General features: G+C 66.1%; 20 protein-coding genes and 2 tRNA genes. 7 read left to right on the top strand and 15 right to left on the bottom strand.

The window, feature by feature from the left end; genetic code table 11:
• The first annotated feature begins 4 nt into the window (after positions 1 to 4).
• Entirely contained in the window at positions 5 to 1,660 is a 1,656-nt protein-coding gene (locus GT007_RS01895; protein WP_160119855.1) for a hydantoinase B/oxoprolinase family protein, read from the top strand.
• A gap of 246 nt (positions 1,661 to 1,906) precedes the next feature.
• Here GT007_RS01895 and GT007_RS01890 read toward each other — a convergent pair whose 3' ends face one another.
• From GT007_RS01890 to ribH, 7 genes are all read right to left on the bottom strand, one after another.
• On the bottom strand, positions 1,907 to 2,848 hold the full coding sequence (locus tag GT007_RS01890) for a lactate/malate family dehydrogenase (protein ID WP_160119854.1): 942 nt from the start codon (positions 2,846 to 2,848) through the stop codon (positions 1,907 to 1,909).
• A 2-nt stretch (positions 2,849 to 2,850) separates the two neighbouring features.
• The gene (locus tag GT007_RS01885) at positions 2,851 to 4,338 is read right to left on the bottom strand and encodes an SLC13 family permease (RefSeq protein WP_201451766.1); all 1,488 of its coding nucleotides are present in this window, start codon (positions 4,336 to 4,338) and stop codon (positions 2,851 to 2,853) included.
• A gap of 108 nt (positions 4,339 to 4,446) precedes the next feature.
• Complete coding sequence (locus GT007_RS01880; protein ID WP_160119853.1) at positions 4,447 to 5,220, bottom strand: class I SAM-dependent methyltransferase; 774 nt, start codon at positions 5,218 to 5,220, stop codon at positions 4,447 to 4,449.
• Positions 5,217 to 6,425, bottom strand: a complete 1,209-nt coding sequence (locus GT007_RS01875; RefSeq protein WP_160119852.1) for an MFS transporter — start codon at positions 6,423 to 6,425, stop codon at positions 5,217 to 5,219. Before GT007_RS01875 ends, GT007_RS01880 begins: the two co-directional genes overlap by 4 nt.
• Positions 6,418 to 7,341, bottom strand: a complete 924-nt coding sequence (gene thiL, locus GT007_RS01870) for a thiamine-phosphate kinase (protein WP_160119851.1) — start codon at positions 7,339 to 7,341, stop codon at positions 6,418 to 6,420. The genes GT007_RS01875 and thiL overlap by 8 nt, the downstream gene beginning before the upstream one ends.
• Positions 7,338 to 7,817 carry a transcription antitermination factor NusB gene (nusB, locus tag GT007_RS01865; protein WP_236571443.1) on the bottom strand — a complete coding sequence of 160 codons (480 nt, stop codon included), beginning with the start codon at positions 7,815 to 7,817 and terminating at the stop codon, positions 7,338 to 7,340. Before nusB ends, thiL begins: the two co-directional genes overlap by 4 nt.
• Complete coding sequence (ribH, locus tag GT007_RS01860) at positions 7,814 to 8,308, bottom strand: 6,7-dimethyl-8-ribityllumazine synthase (RefSeq protein WP_160119849.1); 495 nt, start codon at positions 8,306 to 8,308, stop codon at positions 7,814 to 7,816. The genes nusB and ribH overlap by 4 nt, the downstream gene beginning before the upstream one ends.
• Positions 8,309 to 8,457: 149 nt before the next feature.
• On the opposite strand from ribH, the gene GT007_RS01855 reads away from it, so the two are divergent.
• The 3 genes from GT007_RS01855 to GT007_RS01845 all read left to right on the top strand — a co-directional run bounded on the left by GT007_RS01855 (position 8,458) and on the right by GT007_RS01845 (position 10,194).
• Positions 8,458 to 8,532, top strand: a tRNA-Gly gene (locus GT007_RS01855).
• A gap of 33 nt (positions 8,533 to 8,565) precedes the next feature.
• Positions 8,566 to 8,640, top strand: a tRNA-Gly gene (locus GT007_RS01850).
• A 400-nt stretch (positions 8,641 to 9,040) separates the two neighbouring features.
• A protein-coding gene (locus GT007_RS01845; RefSeq protein ID WP_160119848.1) for an IS3 family transposase occupies positions 9,041 to 10,194 on the top strand; the annotation gives its coding sequence in 2 pieces (ribosomal slippage) (positions 9,041 to 9,308 and positions 9,308 to 10,194; 1,155 coding nt in all).
• A gap of 385 nt (positions 10,195 to 10,579) precedes the next feature.
• Here GT007_RS01845 and GT007_RS01840 read toward each other — a convergent pair.
• The 8 genes from GT007_RS01840 to GT007_RS01805 all read right to left on the bottom strand — a co-directional run bounded on the left by GT007_RS01840 (position 10,580) and on the right by GT007_RS01805 (position 20,212).
• Entirely contained in the window at positions 10,580 to 13,054 is a 2,475-nt protein-coding gene (locus GT007_RS01840; RefSeq protein ID WP_160119847.1) for a DEAD/DEAH box helicase, read from the bottom strand.
• 12 nt (positions 13,055 to 13,066) lie between these two features.
• The gene (locus GT007_RS01835; RefSeq protein WP_160119846.1) at positions 13,067 to 15,247 is read right to left on the bottom strand and encodes a DNA methyltransferase; all 2,181 of its coding nucleotides are present in this window, start codon (positions 15,245 to 15,247) and stop codon (positions 13,067 to 13,069) included.
• 87 nt (positions 15,248 to 15,334) lie between these two features.
• Entirely contained in the window at positions 15,335 to 15,796 is a 462-nt protein-coding gene (locus GT007_RS01830; RefSeq protein WP_160119845.1) for a DUF4411 family protein, read from the bottom strand.
• Positions 15,797 to 15,802: 6 nt separating this feature from the next.
• The gene (locus GT007_RS01825) at positions 15,803 to 16,969 is read right to left on the bottom strand and encodes an ImmA/IrrE family metallo-endopeptidase (RefSeq protein ID WP_160119844.1); all 1,167 of its coding nucleotides are present in this window, start codon (positions 16,967 to 16,969) and stop codon (positions 15,803 to 15,805) included.
• Between the two features lies 1 nt (position 16,970).
• Positions 16,971 to 17,555, bottom strand: coding sequence for a recombinase family protein (locus GT007_RS01820; protein ID WP_160119843.1), 585 nt, complete (start codon positions 17,553 to 17,555; stop codon positions 16,971 to 16,973).
• Positions 17,556 to 17,937: 382 nt separating this feature from the next.
• Complete coding sequence (locus tag GT007_RS01815; protein ID WP_160119842.1) at positions 17,938 to 18,357, bottom strand: hypothetical protein; 420 nt, start codon at positions 18,355 to 18,357, stop codon at positions 17,938 to 17,940.
• The gene (locus GT007_RS01810; protein ID WP_236571442.1) at positions 18,354 to 19,676 is read right to left on the bottom strand and encodes a recombinase family protein; all 1,323 of its coding nucleotides are present in this window, start codon (positions 19,674 to 19,676) and stop codon (positions 18,354 to 18,356) included. The genes GT007_RS01815 and GT007_RS01810 overlap by 4 nt, the downstream gene beginning before the upstream one ends.
• Before the next feature lie 26 nt (positions 19,677 to 19,702).
• Complete coding sequence (locus GT007_RS01805) at positions 19,703 to 20,212, bottom strand: DUF2924 domain-containing protein (protein ID WP_160119840.1); 510 nt, start codon at positions 20,210 to 20,212, stop codon at positions 19,703 to 19,705.
• A 362-nt stretch (positions 20,213 to 20,574) separates the two neighbouring features.
• Here GT007_RS01805 and GT007_RS01800 point away from each other — a divergent pair, with 362 nt between their 5' ends.
• The 3 genes from GT007_RS01800 (at position 20,575) to GT007_RS01790 (ending at position 24,807) form a co-directional block, all read left to right on the top strand.
• On the top strand, positions 20,575 to 21,264 hold the full coding sequence (locus GT007_RS01800) for a hypothetical protein (RefSeq protein WP_160119839.1): 690 nt from the start codon (positions 20,575 to 20,577) through the stop codon (positions 21,262 to 21,264).
• Positions 21,265 to 21,433: 169 nt separating this feature from the next.
• Positions 21,434 to 23,866 carry a virulence-associated E family protein gene (locus tag GT007_RS01795; RefSeq protein WP_160119838.1) on the top strand — a complete coding sequence of 811 codons (2,433 nt, stop codon included), beginning with the start codon at positions 21,434 to 21,436 and terminating at the stop codon, positions 23,864 to 23,866.
• A gap of 449 nt (positions 23,867 to 24,315) precedes the next feature.
• Positions 24,316 to 24,807 (top strand): hypothetical protein, encoded by a 492-nt coding sequence (locus GT007_RS01790; RefSeq protein WP_160119837.1) that lies wholly within the window; start codon positions 24,316 to 24,318, stop codon positions 24,805 to 24,807.
• Positions 24,808 to 24,812 lie beyond the last annotated feature (5 nt).

The following is a 24,812-nucleotide window of genomic DNA, read 5'->3' as shown; positions in this document are numbered from 1 at the left end:
GCCCATGTCCGCACTCGAACAGATCCAGCGCCAGATCCAGTGGAACCGCCTGATCGCGGTGGTGGAGGAACAGGCGCAGGTGATGATCCGCACCGCCTTCTCCACCACGGTGCGAGAGGCCGGTGACCTCTCGGCCGGCGTGTTCGACCTGGAAGGCCGCATGCTGGCCCAGGCCGTGACCGGCACGCCGGGCCATGTGAACTCCATGGCCGAGAGCGTCGGCCACTTCCTGGCGAAATTCCCCGCCGCCGGCATGAAGCCGGGCGACCACTACATCACCAACGACCCGTGGCTTGGCACCGGGCACCTGCATGACCTGACCGTGGTCACGCCCGCCTTCCACAATGGCAAGATCGTGGGCCTGTTCGCCAACACGGCGCACATCATCGACATCGGCGGCCTGGGCATGGGCCCCGACGGCCGTTCGGTGTTCGAGGAAGGGCTCTATATCCCGATCGTGAAGTGCTTCGACCAGGGCAAGCCGAACGAGACCTTCTTCGACTTCATCCGCGTCGGCAGCCGCACTCCGGTGGAGCTGGAAGGCGACATCTACTCGCTGTGCGCCTGCAACGACGCGGGCGCCAAGCGCCTGGCGGAGATGCTGGAGGAGTACAAGCTGGATGGCCTCGGCGATCTGGCGGAATACATCTTCGATGCCTCCATCACCGCCACGCGGGCCGCGATCAACGCCGTGCCCAGGGGCACCTATGTGGCCGAGATCCACTCGGACGGCTATGAGGCGCCGGTGGCGCTGCATGCCGCGCTGACGGTGCGCGAGGATGAGGTGGTGGTGGATTTCACCGGCACCTCCGGCCTGTCCAGCCGCGGCATCAACGTGCCGCCCGCCTATTGCCGTGCCTATTCCTGCTTCGGCATCAAATGCGTCGTGGCGCCCGAGATCCCGAACAACTGGGCCAGCCTGCTGCCCTTCCGGATGGAGATCCCGGAGGGCTGCATCCTGAACGCCCCGCGCCCCTATCCGGTCAGCGTGCGCCACATCGTGGGCCAGCTGCTGCCGGACCTGATGATGGGCTGCCTGGCCCAGGCCGTGCCAGGCCGGGTGAACGCCGAGGGCAGCTCCTGCCTGTGGAACCCGCCCCTGCGCGGCGGCAGCCAGGTCAGCGGCCAGAATGCCGAGGTGGATGATTTCGAGATCATCACCTTCAATTCCGGCGGCACCGGCGCGCGCCCCATGAAGGACGGCATGGACGGCATCGCCTTCCCCTCCGGCGTGCGGACCATGCCGGTGGAGGCGACCGAGAACGTCGCCCCCGTGATCTTCTGGCGCAAGGAGCTGCGGCCGGACAGCGCGGGCCATGGCCGCACGCGCGGCGGCTTCGGCCAGATCATGGAGATCGGCACCAAGGGCAATGCCGAATTCGCCGTGAACGCCATCTTCGACCGCGTGGCGAACGCGCCGAAGGGCCGCTTCGGCGGCGGCGAGGGCGCGGGCGGGCTGGTGCTGCTGGATGACGCCAACGGCATCGCGCTGCGCAGCAAAGGCTTCCAGGTGATCCCGAAGGGGCGGCACCTGGTGCTGCACCTGCCCGGCGGCGGCGGCATGGGCGCACCCACGGAACGCGACCCGGCGCTGGTGCGCCAGGATGTGGAGGATGGGCTGATCTCGGCCGAGACGGCGAAGGCTGTCTACGGGCGCTGAGCGGGGCGCGGCCACCAGGGGGCGCCGCCCCCTGGACCCCCGGCAGGAGCCGAAAGGCCCCTGCACCCCATGAGTTTGGCGCCATACAGTGCCAAGGTGTTTTTCATTGATTTTTATAACGAAAATGGCGCCCCACCTGCCAAGGTAAGGCGCCAATCCATGGGTTCAAAGGGTTGTTACAACCCTTTGCGGGGTGGTCAGGGGCAGCGCCCCTGACTGAGGGCCCGGGGGCGAAGCCCCCGCCGCCTAACTGCCCAGCGCATGCGCGATCGCCTCGCGCAGCACCCCTGCGCTGTGGCGCAGCGCCTCGGTCTCGGCGGCGTCCAGGTCCGGCATCAGCGGTGCCGAGGCACCGCGTGCCCCCAGCACATGCGGCAGGGATATGCAGGTCTCCGGCACGCCCAGCACCTCATCCATCAGGGTGGAGACGGTGAAGATCGTGCGCTCGTCATTGACCAGTGCCTGGGTCAGCCGAGCGATGCAGCCGCCGATGCCGAAATTCGATACCCCCTTGCCTTCCTTGATGCGATAGGCGGAGGTCCGCACCTCCTGCGCGATGGTGGCTTGCAATTCCGCCGTCAGCGGCATGCCCACATGCGCGGCGAAGTGGGAAAGCGGCAGGCTGGCCACCCGCGCGCCGGACCAGTGCAGCACCTCGGAATCCCCGTGCTCGCCCAGCACATAGGCATGGACCGAGGTGGGCGAGAGCCCGAACTGCCGCGCCAGCCGGTCCCGGAAGCGCGCGGAATCGAGCGCGCAGCCGGTGCCGATGGCCCGCCCCGGCGGCAGGCCGAAGCGCCGCACCGCCAGTGCCGGCATCACGTCCACCGGGTTGGTGGCGAACAGCAGCACCGCATCCGGGGCTGCCTTCAGCACCTTCTCGATGATGCCGGAGACGATCTTGGCGTTGATCGCCAGCAGGTCGAGCCGGGTCTGGCCCGGCTTCAGGTTGGCGCCGGCGGTGATGACCACCACATCGGCCCCCGCCAGCTCGGCATAGTCGCCGCCCCGCACCAGGCCGCTGTGGGCGAAGGCGGCGGCATGGGCGATGTCCGCGGCCTCGCTGGTGGCGCGGGCCATGTCCAGGTCCACCAGCACCACCTCCCGCACGCCGGGCGTGAAGGAGAGGAGGAAGCCTGCCGAAGCGCCGACCTGTCCCGCCCCGATGATGCCTACCTTGCCGGACATGCTTACAGCACCCCCATCATCGGCCAGATCGTGGCGGAGAACAGCACGATCAACCCCAGCCCGGCGACGGTCACGACCACGCCCACCTTGGCGAACTGCGCGATGGAAAAGGCGCCCGTGCCGTAGCACAGCATGTTCTGCGGTGCGTTGGTCGGCAGGATAAAGCCGAAGGAGACGACGAAGCTCTGGATCAGCACGATGCCGAAGGCGGTTTCCTTGCCATAGGGCAGGGTCTGCGCGAAGGCGACCATGATCGGGATCAGCGTGCTGGCCAGGCCCGTGGCCGAGGCGAAGCCCAGATGCAGCACGATGCTGAACAGGGACAGCGCGCCCACCACCAGATAGACAGGCAGCGACCCGAGGCCCAACTGGCCGAGCGTCGTCTGCGCCAGCCAGGCGGCGGCGCCCGTCGTGGCCATCAGCGTACCCAGCGAGATACCGGCGGCGAACAGCACCACCGTGCCCCAGGGGATCAGCTTCTCGGCCTGGGCCCAGTGCATCACGCCGATGCGCGGCATCAGCAGCAGCGCGATGCCCAGCTGCGTGGTGGTGGTGGTGTCGAAGGGGTGCAGCATGCCCTCGGTGGACCACAGCAGCAGCAGCAGCACCGCCACCGCGATCAACCGCCATTCCGCGGCGCTGACGGGGCCGAGCTTGGACAGTTCCTCCCGCAGGCGCGCCTCGGCTTCCTCCTTGGCGGGCACATCCGGGCGCAGGATCAACAGGGCGGCGAAATACAGCACCACGCACATGGCCAGGGTGAAGGGCAGGGCGGTGATGAACCACTCGCCCCAGGTGATGTTGTGGCCGAAGGCCTGCTGCATGAAGTTCAGGCTGATCAGGTTCTGGGCCGCGCCCGTCTTCACCGCCATGTTGAAGATGGAGCAGGCGGCGGCGGTCACGATCATTAGCGTGGCACCCAGGCTGCTCGCGGCCGGCAGGCCGAGCGCGGTCACGATGCCCACCATGATCGGGATCACGGCGCCCACGCGCGCGGTGGCCGAGGGGATGAACAGCGCCAGCACGAAGCCCACCAGCATCGCACCCAGAATGAGGCGCGAGCGGGAGATGCCGACCTTGCTCATCACCAGCAGCGCCACGCGGCGGTCGAGGCCTGTCAGCTTCAGCGCCACGGCCAGGAACAGGGCGGCCGCCACCAGCAGCACGGCGGTGGAGGAAAAGCCCGTCAGCATGGAGTTCAGCGCGGCGGTGGAGGTCATCGGCGGCCCGCCCGCGCGCAGGGGCTTGCCCATCAACCCCAGCACGGCCATGCCCACCAGCACGATGGCGCTGTTGGCGGGGGAGACGCATTCGCTGATCCACAGCACGATGACCAGCACCAGCAGGCCCAGGGCAACCTGGCCGGAGGCGGTGAGGCCCGCGGGAGTGGGCAGCAACAGCACGCCGACATACAGCGCCAGCGAAATCAGCAGCCAAGCCAGCTTCCGGTTGGAGTCCGGTTCCGGCGGAGAGATGAAATTGAAGCTCACGGATTCTGATTCCTCAGATGGTGAGCGCAGTTATGACCGCAGCCGCGTGCGACCGATTTGACAAATGTCAGACCGAGGCCGTTGCGCTTGAGAAATATCAAACCGTGATCAGAAGATCACAAAGCGCTCGCTGGGCGGGCCTTCAGGCTCGTTCACATCTTCCTTGAGGCCCACGAAATCCCGGTCCCACTGCCGGCCGGCGACGCCGAAGCCGCGCCAATCCTCGGGTTCGGACATGCGCCAGAAGGTGAAATCGGTGGTGCCGCGCGCGCGCAACGCCTGGGGCAGCTGGTCGCGGATGAAGAACAGATAGTCCCGCGCCGCCTCGGGGCGGGCCAGATAGGCCTTGTTGTGGCCGGCCAGCACGATCTCGAAGCGTTTGGGGTGCAGGGTCAGCCATTCGAACACACCGGCGGTGGCGGGCAGGAATTGCGGGGCCAGGAAATCGTCCAGCACCAGCATGCCCTCGGGCCCCACCACCTGGTTGGCGATGGTCAGGTCGTTCATCAGCGCGCCGCGCCCGTGGTCGCCATCGATATGCATGAAGCGGACGGAGCCAGGGCGGAAATCCTCGGCCGACAGGGTCTGGGATTCGCAGCCATGGGTAATGACCTGGCCGGTGCCCTGGGCGCGCAGCTGCTCGGCGGCCTGTTCCAGCAGGGGGGCGTTGCAGTCCACGCCGATGAAATGCTCGCGCGGCTGGGTGTGCAGGTTCATCAGCAGGGCGGAGCGGCCATAGGCCACGCCGATCTCCATCATGTCGCCGGGCACGCCCTTCTGGTCCTGGAAATCCAGGAAGGCATCCATGATGCCGGCCGACATGTCGGAGAACCAGCCGGTCACGCCGTCGTAACGGGCCTTCCAGGTGGGGTAGTGCATCATGCCGGCGATACCTTTCGCGAGGCCTGGCGTTGCTGCCAGGCGATCAGGGCGAGCGCCACGACCAGCCCCGGCAGCACGCCCGCATTCAGGGCCGACCAGCCCAGCGTGCCGTGCACCACGCCCGAGAGCAGGGCGGTGCAGGCCACGGTGCCGAACACGATCAGGTCGTTGGTGGTCTGGGCGCGGATACGCTCATGCGGGGCGTGGGCGGTGGCCAGCAGGGCGGTCGCCCCCACGAACATGAAGTTCCAGCCGACGCCGAGCAGCATCAGCCCGGCGATGAAGTGCCAGTAGCTCTCGCCGCTCATGGTCACGGCGACGCAGGCGATGTTCAGCGCGACACCCGCCATGATGACGGGGCGGATGCCGAAGCGGGTGATCAGGCGGCCGGTGACGAAGCCCGGCGCGTACATGGCCATGGCGTGCCACTGGATGACCGTGACCGGCGCCGTGACGGCGAAGCCGCACAGCCGCATCTCCAGCGGGGTGGCCGTCATGATCAGGTTCATGGTGCCATAGGCGACGAGCCCCGCGATCACCGCCGTGACGAAGGCGGGGCGGGCCAGGATCTCCCGCACCGGGGTCGCCACCTTGGGGCGCGGCGCGGGGGCGGGCAGGGCGGTGCCGGCCAGCAGCATCAGGCACAGCAGCGGCAGGCAGGCCAGCACCAGATAGGTGGGCAGGAAGATGAAGGGCGGCAGCAGGTCATGCGTGGCCTTTACGATCTCCGGCCCGATGGCGGCGGAAAAGATCGGCCCGGTCATGACCAGGGAGATGGAGCGGGCGCGGAAGGCCGGGGGGGTCACCTCGGCCGCCGCGAAGCGGTAATGCTGGGCGATGCCGAAGCCGATGCCCGCGAAGCCCGAGCCGATGCAGTAGATCAGGAAGGAGGACTGATAGACCCCCGCCGCGAACAGCACGCTGCCGGCGAAGGAGGCGAGCGCGCCCAGGTTGAACCCCGCCTTGCGCCCCAGCCGTGCGAAGATGATGCCCGCGGGGATGGAGGCCAGCATGACCGCCAGCATCTGCAGCGCCATGGGCAGGGTGGCCAGGAAGGTATCGCCCGACAGCGTGCTGCCCACGATGCCCGACATGGCGACCTGCCCCACCACGGAGGCCTGCATCAGGGCCTGGCAGAAGAACAGCCGCCAGACGGTGATGCGCATGCGCCGCTCGGCGCCGGTATCGAGAGTGGTGTCAGACATGGCTCCATCCCTGCCGTGTCAGCGGCAGGGGCCGGCCGGCATCGTCCAGCACAACAACATCCATGGAAGCCGCCGTGAAGTGCCCGATGCGCGTGGCGGCCATGCCTTGGGGCAGGGTGCCGGGGGCGGTGGCGAAGAGCAGTTCGTAGTCATCCCCGCCGGTGATAAGGGCCGCGATATCAGCGCCTAGCGCGGCGGCCGAGCGCGGCACCAGCCCCGATTGGATGACGGCGCCGCAACCTGAGGCCCGGCAGAGATGCCCCAGGTCCTGCACCAGCCCATCGGAGACATCCATGCAGGCGGTGGCCACCCCCCGCAGCGCCCGGCCGATGGCAAGGCGCGGCTGCGGCAGCCGGTAGCGCCCGGCCAGATAGCCATCCGGGTCCGGCCGGGTGCCGCGCGCGGCCGCCAGGCCCAGATGCCCGTCGCCGATCGTGCCGGTCACCCACAGCTCATCGCCAGGGCGCGCGCCCGCGCGGCGCAGCGCCTGGCCGGGCGGCACCGTGCCCAGGATGGTCAGCGACAGGCAGAGCGGCCCGGGGGTGGAGACGGTGTCCCCCCCCAGCACGGACAGCCCGTATTCGGCCTGGTCCAGCGCGAGGCCCTGCGTGAAGGCCGCCAGCCAGGAATCGGGCGTGCCATGGGGCAGGGCGATGGTCAGCAGATAGCCGAGCGGGTCGGCGCCCATCGCCGCGAGGTCCGACAGGTTCACCCGCAGCAGCTTGCGGCCGATCGTCTCCGGCGGGTCATCGGGCAGGAAATGCACGCCCGCGACCATGGCGTCGGCGGCCAGCACCAGCTCCCGGCCCGGGGGCGGGGTCAGCAGGGCGGCGTCGTCCAGCAGGCCCAGCGCGCCCTCACCCGCCAGCGGCCGGAAGTGCCGGGCGATGAGGGCGAACTCGGCCGGCAGGGTCACCCCCCGAACTCCGACGGGCGCAGCGTGCGGGCCAGGGCGTCGAGCACGCCCGCGGCGAAGCGGGGTTCCTCGCCGGTGAAGAAGCCGTGGGCGATGTCCAGATATTCGCGGATGATCACGCGGGCGGGCGGTTCCTTGCCGTCGCGCAGCTCGGCGGCGGAGGCGCGCAGCAGGGCGCGCAGCACCGGGTCCAGCTTGGCCAGCGGCCAGCCGGTGGCCAGGTGGGTGCTGATGATCGCGTCCAGGTCGACGCTGTTGGTGCCCACCTTGCGCATGATGGAGACGAACAGGCCCGAATCGGCCTCCGCCACGCGGCCGTCATCGAAGCTTTCGCCCGCCTGGGGGCCGATGCGGTGGCGCAGGAACTGGTTCAGCACCGTCTCCGGGCTTTCGCCGCTGGCCTCGGACTGGAACAGGGCCTGGACGGCGGCGACGCGCGCCCCGGTGCGGGGGCGGCCCTTGGGAACCTGACTCATGCCAGCCCCCATTGGCGGCGCAGCGCGATCTGGCTGAGCAGCGCGAACATGGCTTCCTTGCCCTTGTTGTGCGGCCCGGGGGCGGAGCGTTCCTCGGCCTGGGCCAGGGAATGGACCGTCAGCAGCCCGAAACCCACGGGAAAGCCGGTTTCGGTGGTGATGTTCATCACGCCGGAGCAGGCCTCGCGGCAGATATGGTCGTAATGGTCAGTATCGCCCTTCACGACGCAGCCCAGGATCAGCACGCCATCCCAATAGGTGCCGCCCGTCGCCATGGACTGGATGGCCAGGCGCAGACCAGCGGGCAGTTCGAAGGCGCCCGCCACGTCCACGGTTTCCATGGTGGCCCCGGCCTCGGTGGCCATCTCCAGGGCGCCCTGGCGCATGCCTTCCACGACGGCCGCGTAATAGGGGGCCTGGATGCAGAGGAGGCGGGGCGGCGGGCCGGAAATGGCCGGAACCGGGCGGGACGGGGCGTCGGCGGTGCTCATGGACAGGGTGTGACAGATGCGGGGCGGTATCGGCAAGACAGGCGCGCCCGGGAACGCCCATGCAAAAACCTCGGGTGGCGCGAAACTGACATGAGGAGGGGTTGCGACGCCTGATTCCCTGTGCCAAAAGCCCGCCACCGAGACGGAGCGCGGGCGTAGCTCAGGGGTAGAGCACAACCTTGCCAAGGTTGGGGTCGAGGGTTCGAATCCCTTCGCCCGCTCCATTCGGTGAATACCCTATCGGCGCAAGCCGGTAAGCGGGCGTAGCTCAGGGGTAGAGCACGACCTTGCCAAGGTCGGGGTCGAGGGTTCGAATCCCTTCGCCCGCTCCATTCTTCTCTCTCACAACCTGTCTCTCCTGATCCGGGCGCCGCGCTGAGGCGCAGGTTTGGCCGCGGTCTGCGGGTGAACCTTGATGGTTCGACGGCGCAACCACCGTGCTATTTCGGCCGGAGAGAGCAGAGAGTCTCCGAACCTTGAGGGTGGGCCGATTTTACCCTCAAGCTTAAGCTGTTGAATTCAGGTCTTGTTTTCCGGCCGGTGCCGCCGAAATTCAGTAATGCGATTGCCCCAGCAATCTCTCATTTCGGCGGATCGTTGATCCGTCCCCAAGGTCGCGCGGCGCATAATACCAACTCCCGCGGGCCGTGACTCACGCTGGGGATTCTGACCTGACCCCGTAGAAGCGGTCCGTCGGTGATGTATCCCGGCGGCAGCGAGGGGAGGTTGGGGATGGCGAGGAAGAAGGCGCACACGCCGGAGGAGATTGTCGCGAAGCTGCGGCAGGCGGAGGTGCTGGTCGGCCAGGGGAAGACGGTGGCCGATGCGGTGCGGGCGATTGGGGTGACGGAGCCGACCTACTATCGCTGGCGAGCGGAGTTCGGCGGACTGAAGCTGGACCAGGTGCGACGACTGAAGGAGCTGGAGCGGGAGAACGCGCGGCTTCGGAAGGCGGTGTCGGACCTGACGCTCGAGAAGGTCATTCTGAAGGAAGCCGCATCGGGAAAGTGGTGAGCCCCGCGCGGCGTCGGGCCTGTGTCGAGCATGTCATGCGCGAGCTTGGCGTGTCGGAGCGGAAGGCCTGCGCGGTGCTGGGGCAGCACAGATCGACGCAGCGGAAGGCGCCTCGAGGATCCGACGACGAAGCCGCGCTGACCGCCGACATGATCGAGCTGGCGAAGCGGTACGGGCGGTACGGCTATCGGCGGATCACGGCACTGCTGCGGGACGCCGGCTGGGCGGTGAACCGCAAACGGGTCGAGCGGATCTGGCGCCGGGAGGGGCTGAAGGTGCCGCAGCGGCAGCCGAAACGCGGTAGGCTGTGGCTGGTGGACGGCTCCTGCATCCGGCTGCGGCCGGAGCGGGCGAACCACGTCTGGGCCTACGACTTCGTCGAGGACCGGACACGGGATGGGCGGAAGTTCCGGATGCTGTGCGTGGTGGACGAGTTCACGCGTGAGGCGCTGGCGATCCGCGTGGCGCGCAGGCTGAGCTCGTCGGACGTGATCGACGTGCTGGCGGACCTGTTCCTAGCGCACGGGACGCCCGCGCATATTCGCTCGGACCAGGGGCCGGAGTTCATCGCCGAGGCCGTGAAGGCGTGGATCGCCGGCGTCGGTGCGCGGACGGCCTACATCGAGAAGGCCAGTCCCTGGGAGAACGGGTACGTCGAATCCTTCAACGGCAAGCTGCGCGATGAGCTGTTGAACGGCGAGGTGTTCAACACGCTCAAGGAAGCCCAGGTGCTGATCGAGGAATGGCGCCGGCACTACAACCGGGTACGGCCGCACTCATCGCTGGGTTACCGCCCGCCCGCCCCAGAGACGGTGCCAATGGCCAGGTCGCAGATCAGCTCAGGAGCAGGCGCGGCTGCGATGGCCCACTAAAATTCCCCCTGGATCACTCGATGGGGGCTGGTCAATTCCCCGACCCGATGGCGATGTGATTCACGCTGGTGAGCCTCTCCGCGCTAACGCTCAGCGATGCAGTGCTGTTGGAGAGAAGTCGGCAGTCTACGTCGCCGGCGCCAAACCGATCCCCACGGGAGGTGCAATAGCCTTCTAAGGCGGATGCCGTGCATGAGACGCCGAGGGACCTGCCTCGGCGCTCAACCCTGCTACATCGGACAACAGCCGGGTACTGGTGGCCGCCAGAGAACCGGAGAGGTTTCCAGGGGCACGTCGCGGGTGGGCCGTGGTGCGCAAGCACTACAGGTCATAATTATTCTACGACACAACGGGCCAAGCCGGGAGGAACGGCTGTTAGGCACTATTATACATCCTCGAAAAGCGCCTCCAAATCGGCCGGCGCACCCATTTTCAAGGCGTGCGCCCGTGTCTTGGCGTCGGACACATCAACCACCTGGATGACGCCGTCCTTCTTTCGGCCGATCATGAGACGCCCGAATTCGAGGTGGTGTTCCTCGGCGAATTTCGCCAACCCCTTGGCCTTCGCCCATGTGTCCAAGCGGCTATCGTCGTGCGGCTCAAGCACATCGACTACGTAGGCGCCTCCAACCTGACGAACAATCACGAAGTCAGGATAAAAGGGCTTCTCCCCACCATACTCATAGGGCACGCAGAATGCCCAATCCCGCCGAGGCAGATTGCGGAGCCAGCAGACGAAACCGCCCTCCTTCATCGACCATGCCAAGAATTCGGATTCCCAAGTGTTCAGCGTGGCCGAAAACTCGCCTTTGTGATCGGCGAAGAGATGCTGGCTCCATACGGCCGAGCCTGGCTTCTCGACGATAACCTCCGGCAGCTCCCAATCTTGCGCTTCGGCTTTACCGCTTGTCTGTATGAGATATTTGTAGCGGGCGCGTTGTGAGGCCGGCAGCTTGTTGATGGCCTGCTTGTTGGCATTCCAGAGTCTCTCGAAAGCGGTCCGGGCAAGGCCATTCATCGCCCCAGCAGTCTGCTCCTGGCGGACGACGGCAAAGAGCTCAAGCTTCGCTGCATTGGGCTTGGCGCGTTCGTGGAATCGCTTCCAGTAGGTTCGATGCAGGCCCTCGCCGGCGGCCAGGGTGCGACCTGCCTCATCGAAAAGCTGCTCGATGTTCTCGGCCGACAGAAGCATCCTGGCTGTGCGACGGCCCGTGACGTTCATCGCGCCAACAGCCACCGCCGTTACATCCACATCGATCTCGGCGCCCTCGCGAACCGTCCGGTCCCAATCCGCATCGTTCGCAGCGTAGTCGTCCCTGAGGCTCTTCAGCGCATCCGTAAGCTCGGTGCGAAGCCGTTCGTCCGCGTCCTGGTCAAGGCCGTCATGAACCAGCAGTCCGGCCAACCGAAGAGCGCGTTTAATCTCGCCCATCTTCGGAGCGCGAGCGATGCTGTAGGTCTTGAGCATTGCCAGATGGTCGAATACGGCCGCATAGCCGGCGTTGCGCGGGTATTCCACGGCCTTCGTTGTAACGTCGCTCGGCGTGCTGTCATGCTCGTCCGGACTGCGCAACCGCGCAAGAACGTCCTCCAGCGTCTGGGAATCATAATGCGGAAGGAATAGCTCGACAGTGTTGAGCACCTCGTCGCTCTCGATCCGCCTGGCAAGCGGCGTCCGGATCATGCGCCCGACGAGCTGGGCGATACTGGTCGGGTCCTGCGCACGCCGGAAACTCATCATCACCTCGGCGCGTGGGCAGTCCCAGCCTGTTGTCAGAGCCGTCTTGAAGAGGACCACCTTAACGTCCGTCGCGTCTTGGATGCGTGAAGCTTCCATCCGGCGGATGATGCGCCCGCCATAGCGGATGTCTTCCCGGCTCTGGAAACAGTGGACAATCTCGTGCAACCCAAGCTGCCCGGTCTGGCGCTCAATGACCCGGACAACGTCATCAAGAGGCGTGCGAGTAAGGGCATCGTCGCTTCCATCCTCCACCTGGACAACCAGAACCGGGCGGACTGGCTCTTTCTCGCGCTCTTTGGTGCAATAGGTATCCCACCTGGCGCGAAAGTCCTTCCAGCGCGCTGCCGCGTTCTCAAGAAGCGTCAAATCGCTCTGCACGGCCTTCTTAGGGGAGGTGACGACAATCAGATCCTTCAGGAGCCCGCTCTTCTGCACGGCATCCGGGGGGATCGTAACCGGCCTCTGCGTCCGGCTAGTGTTCCCGAGGAGCTCCGTGAACCGCTGCGGCGTAGCGCTCATGCCGAGAACCAGGGGGACAGGCGGAAGGCCGTCCTCGTCGGACCCGGTGATGAATTTCTGCATGATAGGCTTGCGTGTGCGCTCGGCTACGCCAGCACCTCGATGTGCTTCGTCGATGATCAGCACAAAATCCTGGGGAGCGGCAGCAACGGTGTTCGCAACGGTCTGCCAAAAGGTGAGGCTCTTGCGGTCCCCCTGCTTCGTCAAAATCTTGTCGCGGCCGAGCAGCTGCGTGTTAATGAAATACACATAACCTGGCTGCAAACGGAGCTCGTTGAAGCTTTCGCTGTCCACGGTGATGAGCTTGTGGAAGGGAACATTATCGCACGCGGCCATGAGCTTGGATTTGCTCTGTGCGTTGAGCTCCGGCGAGTCCGAGAGCCACAGGAATGTAGTTTGAGGGCGGGCCGGTATTCCGTCAGCGCCGCCGAACAGCCAGTCGATGACGGCAGCCACGGTGATCGTCTTGCCGGAACCCGTCGGGGCGCTCAGGATGATCGCTTCCAACTCGCCTTCCGTCACGCCCGGTCGGGCCTGCCCCAGCTTGGTGAGAATGCTGCGAGCGGCTTCGGTCTGAAACGTCTTAAGTTCGTATCTCATGACTGCGGCGCCTCAGGTAAGAACGAGTTCAGGCGTGTTGAGGCGGAAATTTTCGAGATAGCTCCTGTAGAGCTGGAAGCATGTATAGGCCGCGCCAAGGGTTCGCCGCATCAGCCCGAAATTCTCTTCGCTGTCTGTCACCAGGAACACCGTGGTGATGTCCGGCCTTTCACGCAGCTTGTCCCTGAACTCCCGAAATGTCTTCTCCTTGATGAGCACGGCAAAGGGCGAGTGCTTCGGGATGAACCATGAGCCGGAGCCCTTGGATTCCTCACGCTCTCCTCGCGCTCCTGCCATCATCCATAGGATCGGCAGAATCGCCTTGAAGGCTTCCCCGCGCGCAACGTCGTCAGGGTCAAGAAAGTCGAGCCGGAAATACTCGACGTTTTCCTCGAAGCCGTGCGCTAGGCGCAGCTGCTTGGCATGACCTTCGATGTCGAGATAGGCGCCTGGCAGGGCAGTTCCGTTCGCGCGAGTGCCGAGGACCGCCGCCTTACACCGGGGCCATGTGACGCTCTGGCAAATGCCAACCTGCTCAAACTCGGGATCGCCGGGAAAGTGGCCTTGCTTTAGAAGCCGGGTCGCAGCGGCCTCACCTGGCTCGTTGTTCGATACCAGGATGCAGCGGCGAGAGCCGCCAAGCTGCGCATTGATCAGCGCGGTTGCGTGCAAGGTGGTGCCTGAACCGGCAAAGAAATCCAACACAAGAGCGTTCGGCCGATCACCAATCACGGTCAGCAAGGCGTCACGAACCGCGTAGAGTGATTTGGCGAAGGGGAAAGCGTCGCGTCGACCGAGGAGCTGGTGAAGCATGGAAGTGCCATGCGTGCCGGCATCGTGGCGTGAATGCCACCAGACGGTTTTCACAAGCTTGGTTTTGTTCTTGAGCTCCCAGATGTTGAGCGTCCAGCTTCCGGTCGTAGCGTTCCGGCGGCCAAGGATCAGGCGCTTTTCGGCCAGGACGGTCCGCATGCTGGATGCGATGAAGCGCCAGCAGCGGTGATTACCCTCGGCATCGATCGGCCAGATGGGCGTGTAGCCGTTCTTCTTGGCGAAGCTCGGGTCCTGGCCGAGCGGTATCGGATCGCCGACATCCTTCACCGTCCGCGTCTCGGGATCGATGAAGATTGGGTAGAACTGGCGCCAGCGTTGATGCCGGTAGCTCGATTGGTTGCCACGGCGCCGGGCATGGCGCAGGGTCCAAAGGTCGATGTCCTCAGGCGGGAACGGTAGGTCGGCACGGGCGGCCTCAATCTGGGCTTCGGCCTCTGCGCTTTCGTCGTCGGCCTCGCTCGCCTCTTCGTCGTCCTCCAGGTCCTCGTCCTGCTCCTCCGCGATCACGTCCTCGGTAACGCCAATCCGGGCAAGGTCCCGAAGATAGTTGGCGTTAACGACCGACTGATTGCCACTCGGAATGCAGAAGGCCGCGTGCTCCTCCATGCGTGCAAAATTATAGCGGCCCGCACCCTTGGGATTGATGACGATTGTCACCATCCGCCGGAGGTGAGTCCCTATGACGTCTTCGAGAAGCATGCCGAGGTGGTGAAGCTCGTTCTCATCAATGGTAATGATGAGAACTCCATCCGGCTTCAGAAGTCGCTTCGCGAGAAGCAGCCTCTTTTTCATCATGGCAAGCCATTTGGAATGGCGGAAGGAATCCGCCTTATCCACATAGTCGTTATTATACTTCCAATCCCTTGCCCCTGAATTGTAGGGAGGGTCTATATAAATGACATCAACCTTGCGCTCGTAACAGTAGAGGAGAAGTTGCAAGGCATGAAAGTTCTCGGAATTGATGAGCGTGTGCCATGGCCTTTCGGGACCGCCGCGCTCCACTCGATCAATAGGCGTCAGCATAGGGTAGATCGGATCACCGAACCGCCGCACGACAACAAGGTCTGAAACCGGTGCTTCCTGAACGACGGGTGCCGGGCTTTCAACGGCACTTTCCAGTGTCGCAACCCCGCAACGGATGCTCTTGATTCGCCAAAGCTGGCTGCCGGGCTCCTTCTTGCGGGCAACAAGCTCGCCTTCGGTGATTGGGAGGTTGGGCAACCGGACGGTCTCGGGGAGGTGCTCCTCGAAAACTAGGCCGAACTTCTTCGATCGCTTGAGCTCGCGAACCTCAGCAGCGATCGCCTTGCGGAGATGCTCGTCAGCGATCTGCGCCACAAGTTCTTCGATTTGGGCCATTGAATGGTGATCTTCACATTGCAGAAGTGGAACTTGTTGCGGCATAACCGCTTAGCGGGCGCTCGGCTAGTGAAGCCGATCTATCCGTCAGCCAATGACCCAATCCTCGGCATCGAAGAGCTCCATAAGGTTGATGCTGGGCACCTTCAGTGCCCGGCAAACACCGGGAATCTTGCGGAGGCTATCGGGACCAGTCTCTTCCGTCACAACAGTGAAGCCGTGAACTTCTGCCGTTGCGATCAGAAAAGGGTCAGCCGCAAACTTCTCTTTCCCCTGCATGACAAGGCCGGTGTATGTGTTGACGATGTGATCCACGCGCGTCTGGATGGGTGCGTCAGGGATGAGGAACATGTCCTCGCGGTCTTTGAGCCAGTCGTGAAGCTCCGGCGAGCGGCGACTGCATTCATCGAGCACCATCACCGATGAGCGAAGCCTCTGCTCCGCAATCAACGCATCGAACTGCGTCCACAGCCGCGGGAAGCGGTTTGGCTTGTAGCGTTCGTACCAGGCGGCGATCAGCGCGCTCGTGTCGATGCAGTAGATGGTCACGCCGCCCTATCCCTTCGCATTGAAGGCGGCGCGCTCCATTTCGGGAACTAGCTTGACCTGCATGTTGAAATGGTTGGCGACATCACGGAGCGTCAGGCGGCGCTCGTGGTAGCCTTCAAAAACCAAACGCGTGAAGGAGCGGCCGAGTTGGCTGAGCACCTGAAGGTGCTGCGGAGGGCCGCCTTTCGACTTCTGCTCGGCGAGCTCGTCGTATTCTGCCTGGAAGCTGGGCCGCGCTTGCTCGTAAAAGGCTTGTGTCGTCTTGCCCAGAGTAAGCAACCGCCGCAGCATCGCCTCGCGGCTGACACCGAAGCGAAGGGCGAGTGCCTCAAGCTCCTCGTTGTCCCACGTCTTGGCGGTGCCCTTCTGGCGGACAAGCGGCTCATTAAGGAGCCAGCCCTTCGGCATGAGGGCCGCGGCGGCAGCGGCATTGCAAAACCGTTCAACGGCCGGGTTGGGGGCGTCGTCCTGATCGCCCCCGGCGCTGCTCACACCGCTCTGGCGTAGCGCCAGGTGACAAAACTCATGCAACAGGGTGAAGACACGGCCAAAGGTGCGATCCTGGCCGTTCACCAGGATGACGGGGAGCTCGCGCTCGGCAATCGCAGTGCCACGCATCTCTGCGAGAGGAAGGCGCGGAACCATGAACACCAACACGTCGCGGTTTTCCATGGCTATGCGCCAAGCATCGAATGCCTTGCGCTTCCACTGCTGCTGGTCGGTGTCAGTCACCCCGAGATAGTCGCGAATTGCCTGCCCCGTCGCCTCGATGTCAGCGCCAAGCTGCGCAGTCAGCGTGTAGGGGCGGATTGGATCGTTGAGCTCGGCCCGCAATTCGAGGGCAAACTCCCGCCGTTCGCGAGCCTGTCTAATGACGTAAGTCAGCCTCGGGGAGAAACCCGGCTCCACATCCGCAAGTCGGCGGAAATCCTGAATGGGCGCCCATCCGGACGGCGGAGTTTTCAGATAGAACAGGCTGACCGGACGCTTATAGACCGTAGCTGCCTTCATAAGCTGGCTGAAGGTCAAAGCGGCCTCGTCGGCTTCGCACGCGGCCAGCTTCTCGGCGGAAATCCCCATCTTGTGGGCAGCTTCCTCGACGGAAAGGCGCGCGGTCGTGCGTGCCCAAACGAGCATGGTCGGATTGATCAGTGCAGGAATGCTCTTTGCCATGTCAGCCTCCGGGCGCGACGCGACGCGTCTGGCCGTCAGCAGACTTCAGGGCTCGATACAAAGTGGACTTGCCGACACGCATCGTGCGCGCAACGGCTCTGGGAGATTCCCCGCGCTCGATGAGTGTGCGTGCATGGTCAATCTGGGCCGGTGCCAGAGACGGCCGCCGTCCAAGGTGGGTGCCGCGCTTCTTCGCAGCCTGGATTCCGGCCTGCGTCCTCTCCACGATCAGGCTGCGCTCGAACTCGGCTAACGCTCCCATGATGTGCAGGACCAAACGGCCGCCGGCGCTTGCGGTGTCGATCGGGTCGGACAGGCTACGGAAGCTCACGCCTCGGGCGCCGAGCTCTGCGATCAAGCTGACGAGGTGGGAGAGAGACCGGCCGAGCCGGTCGAGCTTCCATACAACGAGGGTGTCACCGGCTTTGAGAGCTGCCATGGCGTCGTCGAGGCCGCGGTGGGTGATGACGCTGCCGCTTACCCCTTCGTCCACGAACATGCGCTCGCATCCAGCAGCCGTGAGGGCATCACGCTGCAGGGCGAGGTTCTGGTCGGCAGCCGACACGCGAGCATACCCAATTATCATACTTCATTATGGGACAAATTTATGGGACACGCAAGACGCTGAAATCATTGACTCAAAAACTTGTCCCAAAAAGGGTCTCTTTTCGGACAGGGGGGGTAGTTGGTGGCCCGTTGCTTGTGCGTGTCCCCGCTGATGCGATCAGGCGATCGGCAGAATCCGCCGCTGATCTCCTATTTTGACGGCAAATAGGCAGCCGGAATCCACAGCCGGCGCTAGCCGAGCTGCGATGCTGCTCCCCGAACCTGACGGTCGCGCGGCGCGAGCAACCAGATGTGCTGAAGGCGGAGGCAAAGCTTCGCGTGCTGACCGGGCTGACGCGCGCGGCGACACGCCCCGAGCCCGGGCCAATCCCGCCCGCCGCCCGCGGGCCTCCATAATGCGGCTATTCTCGGCCGTGCCAAGCTGAGGCTCCCCCAATCCCGAACGCCAACCGCTGCGCAGACCAGGCTACTGGGAATGGCTCCAGCAATCGAGGCAGTGTCGCAGTTTCCGCCTGACGTCCCTCCACGATCGCCTCCACGTTGTGCGGCGCCAGAAGCGTCAGCCGCAGCAGGCTGCCCAGATACCCTCGCTCGATCCTCTCCGCCGCGGCCATCTCGCTGATCGATGCATACCGCCCCTCGTCGAGCAGTTTTTGGTATCGGAACGCCCGAGCCAACGCCTTCACCAGTGCTGGGTCAGCCCGCGTCGAGATGGCATCATCCTGGCCATCCTCCATTATCGGCGTGACCACCGTCTTCCGCCCCGGCCGCCTGCGGATCTTCATTGGCACACGCACCGTTATGCTGGTCGCGGCCGTCATGCGGCCGCCCTCCGCGCCGGGAAGGCCATGGCACTCAGATCACGCACCAAGCCGGCCAGCCCCTCGATGCGCATGCGGATGTCAGCGCCCTCCGGTCCGATTACGACCCGTTCCACCAGCGCGTGGACGATCCGTGCCTGCTCGGCGGGGAACAACTCCTCCCAGAGCGGATCAAGCCGATGCAGCGCGTCGCGCACCTCCCGCTCCGTCAGGTCCGGCGCCTCCCGCCGCGCCGCAAGCCAGGCGCCGACCACGATCTCCGGCTGCCGGAGCAGGCCTCGCACCTGGCTGATGACGGCGCCCTCAATCTGCGCGGCCGAGACACGCCGCACGATGCTGTCATCCACAATCGTGTCGGCCTTCAGCACCCGCTGCGCGACATAGTAGCGATAGAGTCTGCCATTCTTCACCGCATGCGTCGGCGACATCGCGCGACCGTCGATCCCAAAAATCAGCCCCCTGAGCAGTGCCGGTGCATGCTGGCGGTTCTGCGCGGCGCGGGTGCGCGGGCTGACCTGCAGGATGGCGTGCGCCCGATCCCATAGCTCCCGCGGCACGATGGCCTCGTGCTCGCCGCGATAGACATTTCCCTTGTGCGTGACCTCGCCGATGTACGTCCGCAGGTTCAGCGCCTTGTAGACGTCGCCCTTATTGAGCAGCCGGCCCGACTTGCTGGTGATGCCCTCCGCCTGCAGTCGGCGCACTGTCTCGACGCCGGAACCCCTGTCGATGAACAACTCGAACACCCGCCGCACGTGCGTGGCCTCCGCTTCATTGATGACCAGCTTGCGATTGGCGACGTCGTAGCCGAGCGGCACCTTCCCGCCCATCCACATGCCCCTGGCCTTCGAGGCGGCAACCTTGTCGCGGATCCGCTCGCCGATTACCTCGCGCTCGAACTGGGCAAAGCTGAGCAGGATGTTCAGCGTTAGCCGGCCCATGCTGGTGGTGGTGTTGAAGCTCTGCGTCACCGAGACGAAGGTCACGCCGTGCGCCTCGAAGGTCTCCACCAGCTTCGCGAAGTCCATCAGTGAGCGCGACAGCCGGTCGATCTTGTAGACGACGATGACGTCGACGAGGCCCCGCTCGATATCGGCCAGCAGGCGTTTGAGCGCAGGGCGCTCGAGCGTCCCGCCAGAGAACCCGCCATCGTCGTAGCGGTCCCGGACCAGCGTCCAGCCCTCGGCGCGCTGCGAGGCCACATACGCCTCGCAGGCGTCACGCTGCGCGTCGAGGGTGTTGAACTCCTTGTCGAGCCCCTCGTCAGTGGACTTCCGCGTGTACACGGCGCAGCGGAGCTTCTTCGTGGTCGCCGGCATCACCTCACCGGCGGGCGCTTTCCGCCTCATGCGCCACCGCCCGGCTGGCGCAACCCGAAGAACGCCCAGCCATTCCAGCGCGTGCCGGTGATGTGCCGCGCGATGGCGGAGAGGGACCGGTAGGGCCGCCCCTCATACTCGAAGTCATCGGCGCGGACGGTGACGACATGCTGCACGCCATCATGCTCGCGGATCAGCCGCGTCCCTGGCAGCGGCCGGCTGTCGGCGCGGATTCGCCGCAGCACGATGTTCCCGCCGTCCAGCTGTTCGCCGAGTGCCTCAAGCCTCGCCCGCGTTTCCGGCCTCAGCCCGCCAAAGGCCAATTCCTGGATGCGATAGGCCAACCGGCTGGTGATGTAGCTGCGGCTGAACGGCGGCGGCTCCTTGCCATACAGCCGACGCCACTCGGCCTTCAGTTCGGCGATCGGCGCCGTCTTGATCCAGGCCAGCCGGCCCAGGACCTGCTCCTTCGGGACCGTGGCGATGGGCAGCGCCACCGGCTCGAAGGCGTCGGCGCTGCGATTTCGGCGGGTCATGCGGAACTCCTCTCCAAGGGGTCCGCATGCACGCTCTGGTGGCCGGCATAGTGTAGCGAACTCTCTCCGGCAGCCTCGAGGTCGCGGTCGAACGCCTTGGCAGTGCGGCTTCGCAGTCGCAGCAGGCCACGGGCGAGGAGGTCGCAGACCTCACGCAGGTGGGGGTTTGGTGGGGCGGGGCGGCATGGAGCCGCGAGTAGGGCTGGCATGCCGCACATCCAGCCTCGGGCCGCCCCCTCTTGCTACCTGCGATGCGGTCCGGGCTGGCCGCGGGGCGGTGGGTTGAACCCTTCACCCCTCCTAATGTTCCCATTATGTTCGCAGCCGACCTCCACCATCATTGACCTCACAGGACCCCACCGATGCTGATCGAGACCCTGGATCGGACCCTTTGGACCTTGGACGACGCGCAAGGTCACGTGGCCGCGCAGCTCATCGCGTACATCTCAGCCGATCCGGAACGACTGGCGAAGGCGATTCGACCGCAAGTGCATTGGCAGCCACCGAAGGATCTCGGCCCGGTCGCGCGGGACGCTGCGTGGGACGAGATCCAAGTGGCACTGCGCGATGGTGACCTCCACGCCACCGGGCGCCTGTCGACTGAGCGTGCCGCATCCTGGCATTCTGAGAATGACGGCTGGCGCTACCATTCGGGTCGCCACAGCAGCATCGCGCCGGAGCAGTGGCGTGCCGGGCAGCGTAGTGGGCGCAACGACGCGCTGAACCTGCTGGACGGGCACTTCATCGACATCCGCGTGCCGCGCTTCATGGTGCTGGCGATCTGGCCGGTCGTCGAACCGCCGCAGCCAGCCCCCGCGATGGATCCGGCAACCGGTGCACCATATCGCACGCCGTACATGGACCTGCTCGACCGCGCCGTCGCCGAGAACGGCATCAATGCGCGCGTGCAGGGCAAGAAGGAATTGCTGGCCGACTGGTTCCGTGAGCAGACGGTCGAGGGCGAGGCGGTGTCGCAGAACCTGGCGGATGCGATGGCGACGCTGATCCGTCTGCCGTCCTCGCAGCGCGGGGGTGCCAAGCGCGGCTGGTGACGCCGCGCCGCGTCCTGACCTGAACGGTTGAGCCCTTCGAGCGGCGCGGAGCCGGACCCGCTCCGACGCAGCGCGAGCGGATCACGCATGTCTTTTTACCGGCCTCCCCACGCCATGGAGGCCGGATGTCGATTCGCCCAGCACGCCGACCAGACGCACGCGGTGCCCGATGAGCGGCGCCGGCGCGAAGGACGTCGTCGCGGCGCTGACCGCGCGCATCGGCGATCTCGCCCGCGAGCTGCTCGGCGAGCCGAACCGCGAGCTGTCGACGCCACGGCAGCTGCGCTTCGGCACGCATGGCAGCATCGCGGTCGAGCTCGAGGGCGACGACGCCGGGAGCTGGTTCGACCATGAGCACGGCATCGGCGGCGCCGCCATCGAACTGCTCCGGCACCGGCGCGGGCTCAGCAACGGCGCCGCGCTCGACTGGTCCCGCCAGTGGCTCGGGATGCGGGCGGCTCCGCGCCGGAAGAAGGCTGATCACGCACCAGCACCAACCCCGTCGCCATCCGATCCCGACGAAACGGCACTGCCAGCGGCCGATACGGACGCGGCCTCGTCCGATCCATCCTCGTCAGATCCAGCCCCGACGGCGGACAACGCGCTGGGACCGCCACCATGGCAGGATCGGCCCTTGTCGTCCGCTACGAAGAAGGCGGCCGAGGATGCGAAGCGGGCCGCGAAAGTCGCTGAGATCGTCGCCGGCTGCGAGGACGCGGCCGGCACGCGGGTCGAGACCTACCTGCGCCGGCGCGCGATCATCGCCTCGCCGCTCCCACCATGCATCCGCTTCCTGCCGAACGCCTACAACCACTACGGCGCGCTCGTTGCGCTGGCGACGGATCCCGAGGGGCAGGTTCACGGCCTGCAGCTGATCTACCTCACCGAGGACGGCCGCAAGGCGCCGCTGAAGATCCAGAAGCGCACCAACAAGGCGCATGACGGTTGGGCTGATGTCGCCGCCGTGCGCATCCCCGGCACCGCGCCAGTGGTGCTCTGCGAAGGCGTCGAGACGGCGCTTTCCGTCTGGCAGGCCACCGGCCAGGAGAGCTGGGCCTGCCTCGGCATCAGCAACATCGCCCGCGCGCCCCTGTCAGACGGCGCACCCGTCCTCGTCGCGCGCGACGGCGACGAGCCGAACAGCAAGGCCGACCAGCAGCTCCGCCAGGCCGTCACCGTGCTCCGGGCCCGCGGGCACGAGGTGACCGTCGCCGAGCCGCCACCCGGGCAGGACTTCAACGACGTCCTGCAATCGGACGGCGCGGACGCTGTGCGGATGCTGATCGCCGCGTCCAGGCCCGCCGCAGCCTTCTCCAACGAATGGCGCAAGGAACTGCTGCTCAACGAGGACGGTGAGCCCCGGCCCGTCCTGGCGAACGCCATCACCGCCCTGCGCGGTGCGCCGCAATGGCAGGGCGTGCTGTGGCACGACGCCTTCGCCACGACCACCGTCGCGCGCAAGCCGCCGCCCTGGGTTCGGGATCCGGCGGGCTGGTCCGACACGCCCTGGGCCGACCGCGACGACGCCCTCGTCGCCGACTGGCTGCAGCACCAGGACATCATGGTGCCGATGTCCATCGCGGGGCAGGCGGTCGAGGTCGTGGCGCGCGACCGGATCTTCCATCCCGTCCGCGAGCACCTCGATGGGCTGTCCTGGGACGGCACGCCCCGCCTCGAGGCCTGGCTGCTCCGCTATCTCGGCGCCGAGGACAACGCCTATCACCGCGCCGTGGGCCCGCGCTGGCTCATCTCCGCCGTCGCACGCATCTACGTGCCCGGCTGCAAGGCCGACTGCGCGCTGATCCTCGAAGGGCCGCAGGGGATCCGCAAGTCCTCGGCGCTGATGGCCCTCGCCGCGCCCTGGTTCACCGACCGCCTCTCCGACCTCTCCAGCAAGGATGCAGCGATGGAGACGCGCGGCGTCTGGATCATCGAGATCGCCGAGCTCGACACCATGGGCCGCGCCGAGGTGAGCACGGTCAAGGCCTTCATGTCGCGCACCCAGGACCGCTTTCGGCCGCCCTACGGCAAGCGCCTGGTCGACCTGCCGCGGCAATGCGTGTTCGCCGGCAGCGTCAATCCGGAGGGCGGCTATCTGAAGGACCCGACCGGCGGCCGACGCTTCTGGCCGGTGGTCTGCACCAGCATCGACCTCGATGCGCTGCGCCGTGACCGGGATCAGCTCTGGGCCGAGGCGCGCGATCGCTTTCGTCGCGGCGAGCCTTGGTGGCTCGAGACGCAGGAGCTCGATGCACTGGCGGCCGAGGAGCAGGCGGAACGCTACCAGGGCGATGCCTGGGACGAGCCGATCCAGGCCTATCTCGAGAACGAGATCGAGTGGCTGGAGAACGGCTTCGGCGAGCGCAACCCGTTCCGCCGGCCGCGCCCGGCACCGCTGCAGGACGTCTCCGTCGCCGAGGTGATGGAGCGGGCGCTCGGCATCGAGAAGGCGCGCTGGACGCAGGTGGATCAGAACCGCGTCGTCCGCAGCCTGGTCAGCATGGGTTTCAAGCTGTGCCGCGCCCGCAAGGGCGGGCACGGCCCGAAGGGCAAGCGCGAACGCCGGTATCGGCGCACGCCTTCGTCGGCGGTGCCGCAATGAGCGCCGCGGCCTCGGTTGGGTCCGGGTCTGCCGCCCCGGGTCCGGGTATGGGTCCGGGTCCGTGGCTGTCCGGAAAGCCGCGGAATACCTGGATGGGTCCGGGTGGGTCCGGGTGGTCCGGGTCTGTCGTGTTCTCTTTCGTACCAGGCCCCCTACGCATCACGTGCATCGCGCGCGTCACGCGTGATGCGCGCATAGGGGGGTATAGGAAGAGTAAGGGAACGACCCGGACCTACCCGGACCACCCGGACCCATGGCGGATTTCTGCGGTTTTTTCGCCACGCAGACCCGGACCCAACCCGGACCCAGACCTGGACCCACCCGGACCCATCGTTCCGACGCGGCCGCGTGCGGCTGGCCATGCGCCCTCCGTGACACCGCGTGCCCGCGGGCCACCATGCCACTGCGACCGCCGGCTGCTCTCCATCAGGATCCAAAGGACACCGATCGTGAAGAACGACACCATCACCACCTATCTGCACGGCGAGATCATCGAGGCGCAGAAGCCCGAATGGATCGGACGTGCGAAGACGGTCTGCAACGGCGGGGAGATCCCGTGGCACGCCGCGCTCACCAAGGTTCTGAACTTCCTGCCCCGCATCGACAGCATCGGTGCGGATGATCGGGACGGCATCCAGATCCTCACCTGGGTCACCCCCGAAGGTGGTGGGCACTACGTCGAGTTCTGCACGCCGCATCACATCCTCGACGCCGTGTGGGTGCCGGACAAGGCCGAATGGCTGCCGTTCCGCACGAAGCACGTCCTCCCCTTTCTGCAGGCTCATGCGGCGATCGCGGCCGCCAACACCTTTGAGCGCCTCGTGCAGCATTTCTGCTCCGCTCCCGCGCACCGGTCGTCGGACCGGGTCACGCCCCGACCGGATCACCCGCCGCTGCCCGCTGCGCTCCGGCGGGCTGCTCGCGCGGCAGGCGGAGCGTGAGGTCC

It is taken from the genome of Rhodovarius lipocyclicus (assembly GCF_009900765.1).
In the GTDB taxonomy this organism is placed as follows: Bacteria; Pseudomonadota; Alphaproteobacteria; order Acetobacterales; family Acetobacteraceae; genus Rhodovarius; species Rhodovarius lipocyclicus.
Note: the sequence above shows the minus strand (reverse complement) of the source record. Positions and strands in the feature narration are given on the sequence as shown.